We start from the raw sequence: 14,553 nt of genomic DNA, 5'->3' as shown, positions 1-14,553 counted from the left end.
TTACCTTTCTGTGAATGTAAGGATGCCCGACCACCGCGTCAACCACTCCGCCTCACACGTCCAGGTTGGCCACGCGCAGCGCGTTGGCCTCGATGAAGGCGCGGCGGGGCTCGACGTCGTCGCCCATCAGCATCGTGAAGACGTGGTCGGCCTCGATGGCGTCCTCGATGCGCACCTGCAGCAGGCGACGCACCGCCGGGTTCATCGTCGTCTCCCACAGCTGCTCGGGGTTCATCTCGCCCAGACCCTTGTAGCGCTGGCGCGTGGTGGTGCGCTCGGCCTCCGCCAGCAGCCAGCGCATCGCGCCGGCAAAGTCGTCCACCGCCGCCTCGCGCTGGCGCTCGCCCTCGCCCCGCTGCACCTTGGCGCCCTCGCCGAGCAGGCCCGAGAGCGTGCGCGCGGCATCGGCCAGCGCCGCGTAGTCCTCGCCGTGCACGAAGTCCTGCGTGATGACGCTCGAGCGCACGTTGCCGTGGTGGCGGCGGCTGATGCGCAGCAGCGGCTTGTCGGTGCGGGGGTCGAGCTCGGCGCGCACCTCGGGGGCGCTGCCGTTGCGGGCGCCGGCGCGCAGCGCCGCCTGCAGCGCCGCGGCGCTGGCCGCGGCGGCCTCCATGTCGTCGAGGTCGAGCGCCACGCCGGCGGCAATCGCACGCAGCGCCTCGGCATCCATCACGGCGCTGAGCCGCATCACCACGCTTTCGGCCGCCTGGTGCCGCTGCGCCAGCGCCTGCAGCTCCTCGCCCTCGATGACGCGTGGCTGCGCGCCGCCGGTGTGCACGCGCGCGCCCTGCAGCGCCACGCGCAGCAGGTAGGCCTGCAGCGCATGGTCGTCCTTCAGGTACAGCTCCTCCTTGCCGGACTTGACCTTGTACAGCGGCGGCTGCGCGATGTAGACGTGGCCGCGCTCGATCAGCTCCGGCATTTGTCGATAGAAGAACGTCAGCAGCAGCGTGCGGATGTGCGCGCCGTCGACGTCGGCGTCGGTCATCAGGATGATGCGGTGGTAGCGCAGCTTGGTGATGTCGAAGTCGTCCGCGCCGCCGTTGCGGCCGCGCCCGCCCTCGTCGTCGCTGGCGCGGCCGATGCCGGTGCCCAGCGCCGTGATCAGCGTCAGGATCTCCTGGCTGGCCAGCAGCTTCTCGTAGCGCGCCTTCTCGACGTTGAGGATCTTGCCGCGCAGCGGCAGGATGGCCTGGAACTTGCGGTCGCGGCCCTGCTTGGCGCTGCCGCCGGCCGAGTCGCCCTCGACGATGTAGATCTCCGACAGCGCCGGATCCTTCTCCTGGCAGTCGGCCAGCTTGCCGGGCAGCCCCAGACCGTCGAGCACGCCCTTGCGCCGCGTCATCTCGCGCGCCTTGCGCGCCGCCTCGCGCGCGCGCGCGGCCTCGACGATCTTGCCGCAGATGATGCGCGCGTCCTGCGGGTGCTCCTCCAAGTAGTCGGTCAGCGCCTTGGCCACGATGTCCTCCACCGGCGCACGCACCTCGGAGGAGACCAGCTTGTCCTTGGTCTGGCTGGAGAACTTCGGCTCCGGCACCTTGACCGAGAGCACGCAGCACAGCCCCTCGCGCATGTCGTCACCGGTGACCTCGACCTTGGCCTTCCTGGCCAGCTCGTTCTGTTCGATGTACCTGCCGATGACGCGCGTCATCGCCGCGCGCAGGCCGGTCAGGTGCGTGCCGCCGTCGCGCTGCGGGATGTTGTTGGTGAAGCACAGGACGCTTTCGTTGTAGCCGTCGTTCCACTGCATCGCCACCTCCACCCCGATCTCGGTGCCGGGGATGCCGCCGTAGTCGGCCGCCGGGCGGCTGCCGGTGGCGTGGAAGACGGTCGGGTGCAGCACCTTCTTGCCGGCGTTGATGAACTCGACGAACCCCCTGACCCCGCCGGCGCCGGCGAAGTCGTCGCTCTTGCCGCTGCGCTCGTCGATCAGCCGGATGCGCACGCCGTTGTTCAGGAAACTCAGCTCGCGCAGCCGCTTGGCCAGGATCTCGTAGTGGAAGTCGTGGTTCTCGCGGAAGATCTCGGCATCGGGCAGGAAGTGCACCTCGGTGCCGCGCTTGTCGGTGGCGCCCAGCACCCGCATCGGCGAGACGAGCACGCGGCTGCCGTCGGGCGCGGTGGCCTCCTCGACCAGGCGCCCCACCACCTCGCCGCGCGCAAACTCCAGATAGTGCACCTTGCCGTCGCGGCGCACCGTCAGGCGCAGCCAGCGCGACAGCGCGTTGACGCAGCTGACCCCCACGCCGTGCAGGCCGCCGGAGACCTTGTAGGCGTTCTGGTTGAACTTGCCGCCGGCGTGCAGCTCGGTCAGCGCGATCTCGGCGGCGCTGCGCCGGGGCTCGTGGCGGTCGTCCCACTTGATGCCGGTGGGGATGCCGCGGCCGTTGTCCAGCACGCTGATCGAGTTGTCGCTGTGGATGGTGACGACGATGTCGTCGCAGTGGCCGGCCAGCGCCTCGTCGATCGAGTTGTCCACCACCTCGAAGACCAGGTGGTGCAGGCCGGTGCCGTCGGAGGTGTCGCCGATGTACATGCCGGGGCGCTTGCGCACCGCCTCCAGCCCTTCCAGGATCTGGATGGCGTCGGCGCCGTAGCCCGCGCCCGGCGCGGCGGAAGGATTCGGTTCGGTCATGGATGGGCTTCAGATGCGCATCGGCATCACGACGTACTTGAAATGCTCGTCCCCGGGCACGGTGATCAAGGCCGAGGCGTTGCCGTCCTGCAGCTCGATGCGCACGTGCTCGGCCGTCAGCACCCCCAGCACGTCCAGCAGGTACTGCACGTTGAAGCCGATGTCGATGACGTCGCCACCGTACTCGATGTCGAGCTCGTCGACCGCCTCCTCCTGCTCGGCGTTGTTGGCCGCCACCTGCAGCAGGCCCGGCTCCAGGTGCAGGCGCACGCCCTTGAACTTGTCGCTGGTCATGATGGCGGCGCGCTGCAGCGCCGCCAGCAGCGGCAGGCGACCGAGGACGACGACGTTGCGGTGCGCGGTGGGGATCACGCGCTGGTAGTCCGGGAAGCGGCCCTCCACCAGCTTGGTGACGAACTCCAGGCCGCCGAGCGTGAACTTGGCCTGGTTGCTGGCGAAGCGCAGCTCGATGGGCTCGTCCTGGTCGGCCAGCAGGCGCTGCAGCTCCAGCACCGTCTTGCGCGGCAGGATCACCTCCTGGCGCGGCACCTCGACCTCCAGTTCGGCGCTGGCCAGCGCCAGCCGGTGGCCGTCGGTGGCCACCAGCGTCAGCGTGCGCCCCTCGGCGACGAACAGCACGCCGTTGAGGTAGTAGCGGATGTCCTGCACCGCCATCGCGAACGACACCAGCGCCAGCAGCCGCTTGAGCACCTTCTGCGGCACCGCGAACGCCGGCCCGAACGCGGGCGACTCCTGCACCAGCGGGAAGTCCTCCGCCGGCAGCGTCTGCAGCGTGAAGCGGCTCTTGCCGGCCTTGAGCACCACGCGCCCGCCGCTGGCGTCCAGCGTGACGGTCTGCTCCGCCGGCAGCGTGCGCAGGATGTCGATGAGCTTGCGCGCGCCCACCGTGGTGGCATAGGGCCCGGCGTCGCCGCCGAAGTCGGCGCTGGCGCGGATCTGGATCTCCAGGTCCGAGGTGGTGAACTGCACCACGCCGCCGTCACGGCGGATCAGCACGTTGGCCAGGATGGGCACGGTGTGGCGGCGCTCGACGATGCCGCTGACGGACTGCAGCGCGGCCAGCAGCCGCTCTTGCGTCGCTTGCAGGACGATCATGCGCGGGTTACCCCTTCAAGGTCTGCTCCAGCACGTGGAGCTGCTGGTTGAGTTCGCTGTCGACCTGGCGCTCGGCGGCGATCTTGCGCACCGCGTGCAGCACGGTGGTGTGGTCACGCCCGCCGAAGAGCTCGCCGATCTCCGGCAGGCTCTTCTGCGTCAGCTCCTTGGCCAGGTACATGGCGATCTGGCGCGGCCGCGCGATGGCCGCCGGCCGCTTCTTCGAATACATGTCGGCGACCTTGATCTTGTAGAAGTCGGCCACCGTCTTCTGGATGTTCTCGACGCTGATCTGGCGGTTCTGGATGCTGAGCAGATCCTTGAGCGCCTCGCGCGCCACGGCGATCGAGACCTCGCGCTGGTTGAAGCGCGCATACGCCAGGATCTTGCGCAGCGCGCCTTCCAGCTCGCGCACGTTGGAGCGCACGTTCTTGGCGACGAAGAAGGCCACGTCCTCGGGCATCGTGGCGCCCTCGGCCTGCGCCTTGCTGATCAGGATGGCCACGCGCATCTCCAGCTCCGGCGGCTCGATGGCCACCGTCAGCCCGGAGTCGAAGCGCGACACCAGCCGCTCGTGGATGTCCGTCAACCCCTTCGGGTAGGTGTCGCTGGTCATCACGATGTGGCTCTTCTTGGCCAGCAGCGCCTCGAAGGCGTTGAAGAACTCCTCCTGCGTGCGGTCCTTGTTGGCGAAGAACTGCACGTCGTCGATCAGCAGCAGGTCCAGGTTGTGGTAGCGCTGCTTGAAGGCGTCGAAGGTCTTGCGCTGGTACGACTTGACCACGTCCGAGACGAACTGCTCGGCGTGCACGTACAGCACCTTGGCCTCGGGCCGCTCGGCCAGCAGCTGGTTGCCGATCGCGTGCACCAGGTGCGTCTTGCCCAGGCCCACGCCGCCGTAGATGAACAGCGGGTTATACAGCTGGCCGGGGCTGGAGGCCACGTGCATCGCCGCGGCGCGCGCCATGCGGTTGGCCGAACCCTCCACCAGCGTGGCGAACGTCAGCGCCGGGTTCAGGCGCGTGCGGTGTTCGGCCGGCGGCGTCTCGGCTGCCGGGGATTCGGCCAGCGGCGGCAGCGCGGCCTCGGCGCGCAGCGGCAGCGCCGCGCGCGCCCCGGGCGCGCGGCCGGCCGGCGCCGCCGGCGCCTCGCGCGGGGCCAGCACCAGCTCCAGCGCCACCGGCTGGCCGGCCAGCTCCTGCAGCGCCGCGCTGATGCGGCCGGCGTACTGCGCGCGCACCCAGTCGAGCTTGAAGCGGTTGGCCACCGTCAGCGTCACGCGCGAGCCGTCGTCGGCCACGCGCGCCACCAGCGGCTTGAGCCAGGTGCCGACCTGCTGCGCCGGCAGCTCCTGGGCCAGCCGCTGCAGGCAGGCCGACCACAGGTCGGCCCCTGCCTCGGGGCGGCGCGCCTCGGCGGAATCGGAAACGGAGCGCACGGAACTCATGACTGGCCGGGATTGTAGCCGGCCGCACCAGTTATCCACAGCGGGATGACCCTGCCGCCACGCCGGCACGGCCGCCCCGCCCGGACCGGTCGTGTGGCAGTGCGGCGCGGCTTTTGCCATAATTGAGGGTTTTCGTGCGCTGCCGGTCTTGGCTGCCGGCTGGCGCGCCTTCGCTGGACGTAGCCCCTTTGACCACGAGCCGATTTCCATGAAGCGCACCTACCAACCCTCCAAAGTCCGTCGCGCCCGCACGCATGGCTTTCTCGTCCGCATGAAGACGCGCGGCGGCCGCAAGGTCATCAACGCCCGCCGCGCCAAGGGCCGCAAGCGCCTGGCCGTCTGAGCGCCGGCGCCGCCGCGGTGAGCGCCGCCCCGGCCAGCCCCGCCCCCGCGCCGCGGCCGCAGCCGTTGCGGCGGCGCGCGCAGTTCGAGGCCGTGCTCGCCACCCCGCCGATGGTCCAGACGGCCCACTTCGCGCTGCACGGCGTGCCGTGGCCGTACGCGGGCGGGCAGCCGATGCTGCCGGCCGCGCCGGGGCCTTGGCTCGGCCTGGTGGTGCCGCGGCGCTGGGCGCGCCGCGCCGTCACGCGCAACCTGATCAAGCGTCAGGCACGCGCCGTGGCCGCCATACTGCCCCCGCCGCCCGGCGCGTGGGTGCTGCGGCTCAAGCGCGGCTGGCCGACCACGGAATTCCCCAGTGCCGCCTCGGCGCCGCTGCGGCGCGCGGTGCGCGCCGAGCTGATGCAGCTGCTCGGGGCGCGGCTGCGGCAGCGGCTCGCCGCCGGGTACGCTGGAGCGCGGCCATGATCTCCGGCGGACCGCTGGCGACGCTGGCGCGGTTGCCGCAGGCCGCGCTGATCGCGCTGGTGCGCGGCTACCGGCTGCTGTTCAGCCCCTGGGTCGGCTCGGCGTGCCGCTTCACGCCGAGCTGCTCGGCCTACGCGCTGGAGGCGCTGCGGCGCCACGGCGCCGCTGCGGGCGGCTACGTGGCGGCACGACGCATCCTGCGCTGCCACCCGTGGTGCGCCGGCGGCCACGATCCGGTGCCGGCGCGGGCGCCGCGCCTGTTCGACTGGGCCGCACCTTCCTCCCCTTCCGATCCCCCGACGACGTCATGAACGACATCCGCCGCTCCATCCTGTGGGTGATCTTCGGCTTCTCGCTGATCCTGCTGTGGGACCGGTGGCAGGTGCACCATGGCCAGCCCGCCACCTTCTTCCCGTCCAGCGCGCCGCGGTCAGCCGCCACCGCCCCGGCCGACGGCGCCTCCGGCGGCCAGACCAGCGTGCCGCAGCCCGGCGTCGCCAGCGCCACGCCGCCCGGCGCGGCCCCGGCGGCCGCGACGCCGATCCCGCGCCAGCGCCACGTCGTGCGCACCGACGTGCTGGAACTGACGTTCGACAGCGAGGGCGCCACCGTCGCCGGCGCCCGGCTGCTCAAGCACGCCGCCGAGACCGGCAAGGCGCTGCGGCAGTCGTTCACGCCGCTGCAGCTGCTGGTCGACGACGGTCAGCGGCTCTACGTCGCGCAATCGGGGCTGATCGGCGAGGGACGCGCCGCGCCCAACCACAAGACACCGATGCGGCTGGTCAGCCCGGTCGCCGGCGGCCCGATCGAGCTGCCCGAAGGCGGCGACCGGCTGGAGCTCGTGTTCGAGTCCGACCCGGTCGACGGACTGGTGCTGCGCAAGCGCATCGGCCTGCAGCGGGGCAGCTACGTGCTCGACGTGCGGCACGAGATCGTCAACCAGGGGGAGGCGCCCGCGCGCGTGCGCCCGTACCAGCAGCTGCTGCGCGACGGCCTCAAGGCCGGCAGCGAGACGCCGTTCTACACCACCTTCACCGGCCCGGCGGTCTACAGCAGCGAAGGCAAGTATCAGAAGATCGAGTTCGCCGACCTCGACAAGGGCCGCGCCGACCTGCAGCGGCAGGCGCGCGACGGCTGGGTGGCGATGGTGCAGCACTACTTCTTCAGCGCCTGGCTGCTGCCGCAGGGCATCGAGCGCGAGAACTACGCACGCAAGGTCGACAACCTGTACGCGGTCGGCCAGATCGGGCCGGCGCTGACGGTGGAACCCGGCGCCACGCAAGCGAGCTCGGCGCAGCTGGTGATCGGCCCGCAGGAAGAGAAGGTGCTGGAGCGGCTGGCGCCGGGGCTGGAGCTGGTCAAGGACTACGGCTGGCTGACCATCATCGCCAAGCCGCTGTACTGGCTGCTGGAAAAGATCCACGCGCTGGTGGGCAACTGGGGCTGGGCGATCGTGCTGCTGGTGGTGCTGATCAAGGCGGCGTTCTACTGGCTCAACGCCAGCGCCTACCGCAGCATGGCCAGGATGAAGGCGATCAACCCGCGCATCATGGAGATGCGCGAACGCCTGAAGGACAAGCCGCAGCTGCTGCAGCAGGAGATGATGCGGCTGTACCGCGAGGAGAAGGTCAACCCGCTGGGCGGCTGCCTGCCGATCCTGATCCAGATCCCGGTGTTCATCGCGCTGTACTGGGTGCTGCTGGCCAGCGTGGAAATGCGCAACGCGCCGTGGATCGGCTGGATCGAGGACCTGTCCTCGCCCGATCCGTATTACGTGCTGCCGCTGGTGATGACGCTGAGCACGGTGGTGCAGACGGCGCTCAACCCGCTGCCGCCCGATCCGCTGCAGGCCAAGCTGATGTGGCTCATGCCGCTCGTCTTCAGCGTGATGTTCTTCTTCTTCCCCGCGGGGCTGGTGCTGTACTGGATCGTCAACAACGTGCTGACGATCGCGCAGCAGGCCTACATCAACCACACGATGGGCGTGCCGCTGAAGTTCAACCTGCCGAAGTTCAAGTAACGCCCGGCGATGCTGCCGCGCCATGACGAGCCGATCGTGGCCGTGGCCACGGCCCCGGGCCGCGGCGCGGTGGGCATCGTGCGCCTGAGCGGCCGGGGCCTTGCGGCGCTGCACGCGCCGCTGCTGGGCCGCGCACTCAGCCCGCGCCACGCCCACTACGGGCCGTTCCTCGACGCCGACGGCACGGCGCTGGACCACGGCATCGCGCTGTGGTTTCCGGCGCCGCACTCCTGCACCGGCGAGGACGTGCTGGAGCTGCAGGCGCACGGCGGGCCGGTGCTGCTGCAGCTGCTGCTGCAGCGCTGCCTGCAGGCCGCCACCGAGCCCGATCCGCAAAGCGGCCGGCCGCGCCTGCCCGGGCTGCGGCTGGCGCGGCCCGGCGAGTTCACCGAACGCGCCTTTCTCAACGGCAAGCTGGATCTGGCGCAGGCCGAAGCGGTGGCCGACCTGATCGACGCCAGCACCGAGGCCGCCGCGCGCAGCGCCGCGCGCTCGCTGGCCGGCGCGTTCTCGCACGCGGTGCAGGCGCTGCACGAGGCGCTGGTGCAGCTGCGCATGCTGGTCGAGGCCACGCTCGACTTCCCCGAGGAGGAGATCGACTTCCTGCGCCAGGCCGACGCCGAGGGGCAACTCGAGCGGCTGCAGGCGCAGCTGGCGGAGGTGCTGGCGCGCACCCGGCAGGGCGCGCTGCTGCGCGAGGGGCTGCACGTGGTCATCGCCGGCCAGCCCAACGCGGGCAAGAGCTCGCTGCTCAACGCGCTGGCGCAGGCGGAGGTGGCCATCGTCACGCCGATCGCCGGCACCACGCGCGACGTCGTGCAGCAGGCGATCCAGATCGAGGGCGTGCCGCTGCACGTGATCGACACCGCCGGGCTGCGCGACGGCGCCGAGGTCGACGAGGTCGAGCGCCTGGGCATCGAGCGCGCCTGGCAGCGCATCGCGCAGGCCGACGCGGTGCTGTTCGTGCACGACCTGACGCGCGCGCACGACCCGGCGTACGCCCAGGCCGACGCGGCGATCCGCGCCCGCCTGCCTGAGAAGGTGCCGGTGATCGAGGTCTGGAACAAGGCCGACGCCGCCGGCGTGGAACCCGGTGCAGACGGCCACGGCGGCGTGCGCCTGTCCGCGCGCAGCGGCGCGGGGCTGCAGGCCCTGCGCCAGCGACTGCTCGAGGTGGTCGGCTTCGAGCGCCACACGCCCGAGGGCCTCTACAGCGCGCGGCAACGCCACGTCGAGGCGCTGCGGCGCGTGCAGGCCCACCTGCAGGCCGCCGCGCAGCAGCTGCACGGCCCGGCGCCGGCGCTGGAGCTGCTGGCCGAGGAACTGCGCCTGGCGCAGGAAGCCCTCGGCACCGTCACCGGCGCCTTCGGCGCCGACGACCTGCTGGGTGCGATCTTCTCGCGCTTCTGCATCGGCAAATGAGCACCACCCCCCTGCCCACTCCCTCCCCCAGCGCGCGCGCCCGGGCCGTGGCGCCCTTCCTCGTCATGCAGGTGGCCAAGGAGGCGGCGGCCCTGGCGGCCACGCTGCCGCCCGCGGCGCCGCGCATGCTGCACCTCAACATCGGTGAGCCGGACTTCGGCGCCCCGGCGGCGGTGCAGGCAGCCGCCCAGGCGGCCATCCGCGCCGGCCACACCCCATACACGCCGGCGCTGGGGCTCGATGCCCTGCGCGAGCGGCTGTCGGCGTGGTATGCGCAGCGCTTCGGGCTGAGCGTGCCGGCCAGCCGCATCGTGATCACCGCGGGGGCGTCGGCCGGGCTGCAGCTGGCGGCGCTGGCGCTGTTCGACGCCGGTAACGAGGTGCTGCTGCCCGACCCCTGCTACCCGTGCAACCGGCAGATCCTGGCGAGCCTGGGCGTGACGCCGACGCTGCTGCCGACCGCGGCGGCCACGCGCTACCAGCCCACCGCCGCGCAACTCGACGCGGCATGGGGATCGCGCACGCGCGGCGTGATGCTGGCCTCGCCCGCCAACCCGACCGGCACGTCGATCGACGCCGCGGCGCTGCGCGGCGTGCTGGACACCGTGCGGCGGCGCGGCGGCGCCCTGGTCATCGATGAGATCTACCTGGGCCTGTCGTTCGACGCGCGCTTCGGTCAGAGCGCGCTGGCGCTGGGCGAGGACGTCATCAGCGTCAACAGCTTCTCCAAATATTTCGGCATGACGGGCTGGCGGCTGGGCTGGCTGGTGCTGCCCGAGCCGCTGGTGCCGGTGGTGGAGCGGCTGGCACAGAACCACTACATCTGCGCCAACACCCTCGCCCAGCACGCGGCGCTGGCGTGCTTCGAGCCCGAAACGCTGGCCGAGTGCGAGCACCGCCGCGCCGAGTACGCCGCGCGGCGCGACGCTTTCGTGCCCGCGCTGCGCGCGCTGGGCTTTGAGGTGCCGGTGGAGCCGGATGGGGCCTTCTACGTCTGGGCCGATGCCAGCCCGCTGTTCGCGCGCGCCGGCGTCACCGACAGCCAAGGCTTCGTGCGCGCCATGATGGAGCGCACCCAGGTGGTGGTCACCCCCAGCCCGGACTTCGGCGCCGCCGATGGCGGCCGCTTCGTGCGCTTCTCCCTCGCAACCGCGCATGCCGACCTCGAGGAGGCGATCGCGCGGCTGCGGCGCTGGCTCGGCTGAAGGGTGCGGCGCGGCGCCCGGCACCGCGTCGCCCCGGCCCGCCCCGTCAGAAGGTCTCCCACTCGCCGTCGTCGGCCGTGGTGGCGGGGGCCGGCTTGGCCGCGGCCCCGCCGCCCGGCCGCGGCGCCGCGGCCGGCTTGGGCGTGGCTGGCAGGGCCTTCGGCGCGGGCGGGGCGGCGCGCTGCTGGATTTGCGCCGACTTGGCCTGCCCCTGCACCATCGCCTTGAGCTTCTGCAGCGTGTCCACCACCGCGCGGCCGGCGCGGATGAAGGCCGACTCGCCCTGCAGCAGCCGGTTGGCCTCGTCCATCTTGCCGGCGTTGACCAGCTCGGCGATGTGGCCGGTCTCCTGGTGGAATTTCTTGTGCTGCTCCACCAGCGTCGGAAACAGCGGCAGGTGGCCCCACTGCCGACCGCCGGCGCCGTAGATCCACTTGCCCACCGCGCAGCAGTCGTCGCGCCGGATCGTGGCCACGTCGAGCTTTTCGCCCTTCAGGATCGCGTTGCGCAGCCTGATGCGCCACTGCTGGTGGGCCTTGATGGCGGCGTCGAAGTCGAGCTGGTCCGGATCGGTGGCATGAGCCTGCGCCTGCTTGCGCAGCGCCACCGCGTCCTCCTTGACCAGCAGCTTGTCCTTGGGCGTGAGGCGGAACACCCGGATCGTGCCGTGCACCACCCCCACCTGCTCGTCAAGCGACACGGCGGCGGCGGCGAGCTGCTCCACCATCGCGGCGTTCTGCTGCGTGATCGCATCGAGGTTGGCGATCGCCTCGGCGATCTGCGCCACGCCCTGCGTCTGCTCGCTGGCGGAGTGGTGCACGTCCTCGAACATGCGCGCCACGCGCTGCACCGCCTCCATCACCGCGGCCATGCGCTCGTTGGCCTCGGCGGTGCGGGCGTCGCCCGCCAGCACCCGCTCGCGCGATTCGGTGATCAGCTGGCGGATCTGCTTGGCGGCTTCGCCCGTGCGCTGGGCCAGCGCCCGCACTTCGCCGGCCACCACCGCAAAGCCGCGGCCCGCTTCGCCGGCGCGCGCGGCCTCCACCGCGGCGTTGAGCGCCAGGATGTTGGTCTGGAACGCCACGCCCTCGATGACCTGGATGATGTCGGTGATGCGCTGCGACGAATCGGTGATCTCGCGCATCGTGCCGGAGAGCGCCCCCACCGCCTCGCTGCCGGCGCGCGCCAGCTCCAGCGTCTGGCGCGCCAGCGCCACGCCCTGGTCGGCAAGCCGAGCGGTCTCCTGCGTGGTGCCGTTGATCTCCTCCATCGAGGCCGCCGTCTGCTCCAGGCTCGCGGCGGCGTTTTCGGTGCGGTGCGACAAGTCCTGGTTGCCGGCGGCGATCTCCTGCGTGCCGCCGCGCAGGTTGGCCACCTCGTGGCGGATGTCGCGCACCACCGTGCGCACGCCCACCTCGACCTGCTGCAGCGCCAGCTGGATGCGGCGCAGCTCGTGCTCCGCGTCGACGACGACCGGCTCGACCAGGTCACCGGAGGCCAGGTGTTCGGCCTGGCGCACGATGCGGCGCAGCGGCCGCATGAAGGTGAATTCGAGCAGCACCGCAGACAACGCCACCATCACCACGGCGCTGAGCGCATCGCCCCACCACGGCCAGTCGATGACGTTGCCCACCACCGGCAGCAGGCCAGCCAGCGCCACGGCGATCAGGATGCGGCCGCGCAGACCCGGGCGCAGCTTGCGCCCGAGCGCGAACAGCCAGCCGGCACGCACCACTTCGCCGCCCTGCAGCCGCGTGCGCAGCCGGCCGGCCTGCGCCTCGGCGCGCATGCGCGCGTACAGCGCCTCGGCCTGCGCGATCTCCTCGGCCGATGGCTTGGTGCGCACCGAGAGGAAGCCCACGATCTGGTCGCCCTCGCGCACCGGCGTGGCGTTGGCGCGCACCCAGTAGTGGTCGCCGTTCTTGCGCCGGTTCTTGACGATGCCGGTCCACGGGCGCCCCTCTTCGAGGATGGTGTGCCACATGTCGCGGAACGCCTCTTCCGGCATGTCCGGGTGGCGCACGATGTTGTGCGGCTGGCCGAGCAGCTCCTCGCGGGTGTAGCCGCTGACCGCCACGAAGTTGTTGTTGGCGTAGGTGATGCGGCCCTTGACGTCGGTGACCGAGATCAGCGTCTGGTCGGCAGGAAAATCATAGGCCTTCTGCGTGACGGGCAGGTTGACGCGCATGCGGGCATTCCTCGGACGGTGTGGGCGGTCTGACGCGGCACCGGGGTGGCCCCGGACGGGCTGACCGACCCCCGCGTTCGGATCTTACACCCGCCTCCTGACGGCGCGGTGCAGGGGGCCCCGCACCTCAGGCGGCGTCGGGATCGACGGAGAGACGCTGCGGCGCGTCGCCGTCGGCCGCGGCGCCGGCGCGCGGCACGGTGCGCCGCGCCACCTCCGGCGCAAAGCCGCGCGCGAGCAGAAAGCGCAGCTGGCGCGCGCGCTCGGCGGCGTCGCGCGGCGCGGCGCCGAAGCGGCGCGCCCACGCGGCCTGCGCGCGCTCGGCCTCGGTGGCGGCGAGGCGCGCGTCGGCTTCCTCCAGCAACTGCGGGTCGGTGAGGCCACGCGCGCGCAGCTCGGCCTGCAGCAGGGCGCGGCCGCGCCCTGCCGCGCGGCGGTGCAGGTGCGCCTCCAGCGCCCGCGCCTCGTCCAGCCAGCCGCGCCGCGCGCACTCGTCCAGCACCGCCTCCAGCTCCTCGGCGTCGGCGGCGTGCGGCGCCAGCCGCCGTGCCAGCTCCTGGCGCGTGTAGTCGCGCCGCGCCAACAGCCGCAGCGCACGCGCCTTCAGCGTCGGGGCGGCAGCGGCCATCGCGGCCTCACACTTCGTCCAGCGCCGACAGGTCGGGCTCCACCTCGTCGTCCGGCGCCACCGCCGGCAGCGCCGCCACGCCCACCGCGGCGCGGATCCTGTTCTCGATCTCGCGCGCCAGGTCGGGGTTTTCCTTCAGGAACTCGCGCGCGTTCTCGCGCCCCTGGCCGATCTTTTCGCCGTTGTAGGCGTACCAGGCGCCCGACTTCTCGATCACCTTGTACTGCACGCCCAGATCGACGATCTCGCCCTCGCGGCTGATGCCTTCGCCATAGAGGATGTCGAAGTCGGCGGTCTTGAACGGCGGGGCGACCTTGTTCTTGACGACCTTGACCTTGGTCTCGCTGCCGATGACCTCCTCGCCCTTCTTGATCGAGCCGGTGCGGCGGATGTCGATGCGCACCGAGGCGTAGAACTTGAGCGCGTTGCCGCCGGTGGTGGTCTCGGGGCTGCCGAACATCACGCCGATCTTCATGCGAATCTGGTTGATGAAGATGACCATGCAGTTGGTCTTCTTGATCGTGGCGGTGAGCTTGCGCAGCGCCTGGCTCATCAGGCGCGCCTGCAGACCCGGCAGCGCATCGCCCATGTCGCCTTCCAGCTCGGCCTTGGGCGTCAGCGCCGCCACCGAGTCCACCACGATCAGATCGACCGCGCCGGAGCGCACCAGGCTGTCGACGATCTCCAGCGCCTGCTCGCCGGTGTCGGGCTGGCTGATCAGCAGGTTGGACAGGTCCACCCCGAGCTTCTGCGCGTACTGCACGTCCAGCGCGTGCTCGGCGTCGACGAAGGCGCAGATGCCGCCCTGCTTCTGCATCTGGGCGATGACCTGCAGCGTCAGCGTCGTCTTGCCGGAGGACTCAGGCCCGTAGATCTCGATGATGCGCCCGCGCGGCAGGCCGCCGACGCCCAGCGCCAGATCCAGCCCGAGCGAACCGGTGGAGACGACCTGGATGTCCTCGACCTTCTCGCCTTCGGCCAGGCGCATGATGGTGCCCTTGCCGAACTGCTTCTCGATCTGCGCCAGCGCGGCCTGCAGGGCCTTGGCCTTGTCGGGGTCGGGGGTGCGGGGGGTGGGGGTAGCG

Annotated in this window: 12 protein-coding genes; 6 read left to right on the top strand and 6 right to left on the bottom strand. The window is 71.7% G+C overall.

The genetic code is table 11. The features are described from left to right. Positions 1–52 precede the first annotated feature (52 nt). The 3 genes from gyrB to dnaA are packed head-to-tail and all read right to left on the bottom strand — an operon-like array spanning position 53 to position 5,198. A complete protein-coding gene (gene gyrB / locus Tsedi_RS01995) occupies positions 53–2,635 on the bottom strand; it encodes a DNA topoisomerase (ATP-hydrolyzing) subunit B (protein ID WP_143893091.1) in 2,583 nt (860 codons plus the stop codon). A gap of 9 nt (positions 2,636–2,644) precedes the next feature. Next, positions 2,645–3,751, bottom strand: a complete 1,107-nt coding sequence (gene dnaN / locus Tsedi_RS01990; protein ID WP_143893090.1) for a DNA polymerase III subunit beta — start codon at positions 3,749–3,751, stop codon at positions 2,645–2,647. 7 nt (positions 3,752–3,758) lie between these two features. Continuing rightward, positions 3,759–5,198 carry a chromosomal replication initiator protein DnaA gene (dnaA, locus tag Tsedi_RS01985; protein WP_143893088.1) on the bottom strand — a complete coding sequence of 480 codons (1,440 nt, stop codon included), beginning with the start codon at positions 5,196–5,198 and terminating at the stop codon, positions 3,759–3,761. Between the two features lie 208 nt (positions 5,199–5,406). On the opposite strand from dnaA, the gene rpmH reads away from it, so the two are divergent. The 6 genes from rpmH to Tsedi_RS01955 are packed head-to-tail and all read left to right on the top strand — an operon-like array spanning position 5,407 to position 10,652. Next, on the top strand, positions 5,407–5,541 hold the full coding sequence (gene rpmH / locus Tsedi_RS01980; protein ID WP_047197195.1) for a 50S ribosomal protein L34: 135 nt from the start codon (positions 5,407–5,409) through the stop codon (positions 5,539–5,541). 17 nt (positions 5,542–5,558) lie between these two features. Beyond that, positions 5,559–6,005 carry a ribonuclease P protein component gene (locus Tsedi_RS01975; protein WP_185970549.1) on the top strand — a complete coding sequence of 149 codons (447 nt, stop codon included), beginning with the start codon at positions 5,559–5,561 and terminating at the stop codon, positions 6,003–6,005. Between the two features lie 32 nt (positions 6,006–6,037). Further along, entirely contained in the window at positions 6,038–6,316 is a 279-nt protein-coding gene (yidD, locus tag Tsedi_RS01970) for a membrane protein insertion efficiency factor YidD (protein ID WP_185970565.1), read from the top strand. Further along, positions 6,313–8,025 (top strand): membrane protein insertase YidC, encoded by a 1,713-nt coding sequence (gene yidC, locus Tsedi_RS01965; protein WP_143893084.1) that lies wholly within the window; start codon positions 6,313–6,315, stop codon positions 8,023–8,025. The genes yidD and yidC overlap by 4 nt, the downstream gene beginning before the upstream one ends. Before the next feature lie 9 nt (positions 8,026–8,034). Then, a complete protein-coding gene (gene mnmE / locus Tsedi_RS01960; protein WP_143893081.1) occupies positions 8,035–9,447 on the top strand; it encodes a tRNA uridine-5-carboxymethylaminomethyl(34) synthesis GTPase MnmE in 1,413 nt (470 codons plus the stop codon). Continuing rightward, the gene (locus tag Tsedi_RS01955; protein ID WP_143893079.1) at positions 9,444–10,652 is read left to right on the top strand and encodes a pyridoxal phosphate-dependent aminotransferase; all 1,209 of its coding nucleotides are present in this window, start codon (positions 9,444–9,446) and stop codon (positions 10,650–10,652) included. Before mnmE ends, Tsedi_RS01955 begins: the two co-directional genes overlap by 4 nt. A gap of 46 nt (positions 10,653–10,698) precedes the next feature. On the opposite strand, the gene Tsedi_RS01950 is transcribed toward Tsedi_RS01955, so the two are convergent. The 3 genes from Tsedi_RS01950 to recA all read right to left on the bottom strand — a co-directional run bounded on the left by Tsedi_RS01950 (position 10,699) and on the right by recA (position 14,507). Beyond that, positions 10,699–12,840: a methyl-accepting chemotaxis protein gene (locus Tsedi_RS01950; protein WP_185970548.1), complete on the bottom strand. Its 2,142-nt coding sequence runs from the start codon at positions 12,838–12,840 to the stop codon at positions 10,699–10,701. A gap of 127 nt (positions 12,841–12,967) precedes the next feature. After that, a complete protein-coding gene (gene recX, locus Tsedi_RS01945; RefSeq protein WP_143893077.1) occupies positions 12,968–13,468 on the bottom strand; it encodes a recombination regulator RecX in 501 nt (166 codons plus the stop codon). Between the two features lie 7 nt (positions 13,469–13,475). Continuing rightward, complete coding sequence (gene recA / locus Tsedi_RS01940) at positions 13,476–14,507, bottom strand: recombinase RecA (RefSeq protein WP_246099152.1); 1,032 nt, start codon at positions 14,505–14,507, stop codon at positions 13,476–13,478. Positions 14,508–14,553: the final 46 nt, after the last annotated feature.

The sequence above is a fragment of the Tepidimonas sediminis genome, assembly GCF_007556605.1.
In the GTDB taxonomy this organism is placed as follows: domain Bacteria; phylum Pseudomonadota; class Gammaproteobacteria; order Burkholderiales; family Burkholderiaceae_C; genus Tepidimonas; species Tepidimonas sediminis.
The sequence above is the reverse complement of the archived record's forward strand: the minus strand, read 5'-3'. Positions and strand labels throughout refer to the sequence as shown.

Bases quoted from the DNA above. Each gene is read 5' to 3' on its own strand.
- gyrB (WP_143893091.1), bottom strand. From the start codon at position 2,635: ATGACCGAACCGAATCCTTCCGCCGCGCCGGGCGCGGGCTACGGCGCC.
- dnaN (WP_143893090.1), bottom strand. From the start codon at position 3,751: ATGATCGTCCTGCAAGCGACGCAAGAGCGGCTGCTGGCCGCGCTGCAG.
- dnaA (WP_143893088.1), bottom strand. From the start codon at position 5,198: ATGAGTTCCGTGCGCTCCGTTTCCGATTCCGCCGAGGCGCGCCGCCCC.
- rpmH (WP_047197195.1), top strand. From the start codon at position 5,407: ATGAAGCGCACCTACCAACCCTCCAAAGTCCGTCGCGCCCGCACGCAT.
- yidC (WP_143893084.1), top strand. From the start codon at position 6,313: ATGAACGACATCCGCCGCTCCATCCTGTGGGTGATCTTCGGCTTCTCG.
- mnmE (WP_143893081.1), top strand. From the start codon at position 8,035: ATGCTGCCGCGCCATGACGAGCCGATCGTGGCCGTGGCCACGGCCCCG.
- Tsedi_RS01955 (WP_143893079.1), top strand. From the start codon at position 9,444: ATGAGCACCACCCCCCTGCCCACTCCCTCCCCCAGCGCGCGCGCCCGG.
- Tsedi_RS01950 (WP_185970548.1), bottom strand. From the start codon at position 12,840: ATGCGCGTCAACCTGCCCGTCACGCAGAAGGCCTATGATTTTCCTGCC.
- recX (WP_143893077.1), bottom strand. From the start codon at position 13,468: ATGGCCGCTGCCGCCCCGACGCTGAAGGCGCGTGCGCTGCGGCTGTTG.